Below are 1,725 nucleotides of genomic sequence, written 5' to 3' on the forward strand. Positions count from 1 at the left end.
CGCCCACATCCGTCGCCTCACCCGCCTCATCGCAAGAACCTGAAATCATTCAGACCATTATGAATCGGACTCTTAGAATCACGCTTCCCTCCGCCTCACCCAAGCATGGAACTCACTGCGCCTGATCCCGAACCGCAGCACGTTCCCCTCGTGCAGGTTCGCGATCTCGGCGTCGACGATCTCCTGTAGCCGTGCGCGTGTGTCCGGGTCGGTGATATCCGCGACATACTCCCCGATGTCGGCATGCCCGTCCACCACGATGTCGCGCACCAGCGCCCGGATCTGCTCGCGGTAGCGCAGCCGCAGCGGGTCGGGCTCGGGCAGGGACTTCACGATGGCGGCGTAGCGCTGGCAGGAGCGTTCGTAGGCCGCCAGGTAGACGTCGGCCAGCAGCGCGGTCCGGTTCAGCTCGTAGACCGCCTGGGTGCCCTGGAAATAGGGCTCCTCGGGCATGTCGATGAAGGACAGTGGCGAGAGGTTGTGCCGGATCAGCGGGATGTTGGCCCCCAGCCGCGAGACGCGCTTGTTCACGTCCTCGAAGGGCTGCAGGTAGGGGATGTGCACCATCAGGAAGAACGAGGCCTCGAACGGGTCCTCGATCCGGCCAGCCTTGTCGAGGATCGTGCGGAAGTTCGCCTCGATCCGCTGCGGGATCGCCAGCGGCGTGTAGACGCTGCCGCCGATGTCCACGGGACGGCGACGCAGGCGGCCACAGGCGGCCGGGTCGGCCAGCAGGTTCTCCGACAGCAGCGCGTGCAGGTTCAGGAAGGTGTAGCTGTCGTAGCCCACCTCGTCCGGCGCTTCGGCGATCAGCTCGATGGCGGCCTTGTGGTTGAGGATCATCTGCCCCTCGATCAGGTCCTTGCCCTCGGCCGCAGTGCCGAAGCGGATCAGGTTCTCGGTGTCGAGGCGGCTGTAGGTGTTGCCCTCCAGCTTCGATGACGCCCAGGAGAGGTCGATCATCAGGCGCCCGATCACATCGCGCAGGTGGGTGCCGGCGGGGCGCGCGCTGTCGCCGGTCCGGCCCATATCGTGCAGCTGGCTGCGCAGCGGCTCGGGCAGGTAGAAGGTCGTGTTCGGTTCGTAGTCATCGAGGAACGCCTGGTTGTAGGTCACCGGGCGCCGCGCCATCGCGGGTCGGGAGATGAGATCCAGCACCGCGCGGCCCTCCTCAGACAGGATGATCCCGCTGTCGCCCGCAGCCGACGCGGTGTCGGCACGCCGATAGGTGATCGCCACGCTGCGACCTTCGCGGAAAACTCGCCCCTCACGCTCCAGGACAGCGAGATGGCGTTGCAGGGTCCGGCGACTGGCGGATACGCCCTCGGCCTGAAGCCGTGCCTCGATCCGGGACAGCGGCACCGCAGTCAGATCGCCGGGCAAAGCGGCGAGGATGGCCTCGCGGATGTCCTGATCCCTTCTGCTCATCGAGACAGCCCTCCGTCGCTGGTGCGCTTGTGTCGCTCTGCATGACGCGAAAGTGGCGCGCATACTGTCGCGCTTATGTCGCGCAATTCGAGCCGCGCTGTCAATGAGCTCTTTAAGCTGCTCATTGGGGCGACCAGATAGCGGGCGAAGCGTGCGCATGGTCGTGCTCGTGGCCGCTGTTCCCATGGTCGCCATCTGGCGGCGAAGGCGCGCGTGGTGGTCGCCTCTCAGAGTCCGATTCATAATGGTCTGAATGATTTCAGGTTCTTGCGATGAGGCGGGTGAGGCGACGGATGT

General features: G+C 65.5%; 1 protein-coding gene. It reads right to left on the reverse strand.

Annotation, left to right across the window (positions count from 1 at the left end; all coding sequences use genetic code 11):
• Window positions 1-78 precede the first annotated feature (78 nt).
• Entirely contained in the window at window positions 79-1,428 is a 1,350-nt protein-coding gene (locus tag HUK65_RS18285; RefSeq protein ID WP_179907689.1) for a Fic family protein, read from the reverse strand.
• Window positions 1,429-1,725 lie beyond the last annotated feature (297 nt).

It is taken from the genome of Rhabdonatronobacter sediminivivens, assembly GCF_013415485.1.
GTDB classification, from domain to species: domain Bacteria; phylum Pseudomonadota; class Alphaproteobacteria; order Rhodobacterales; family Rhodobacteraceae; genus Rhabdonatronobacter; species Rhabdonatronobacter sediminivivens.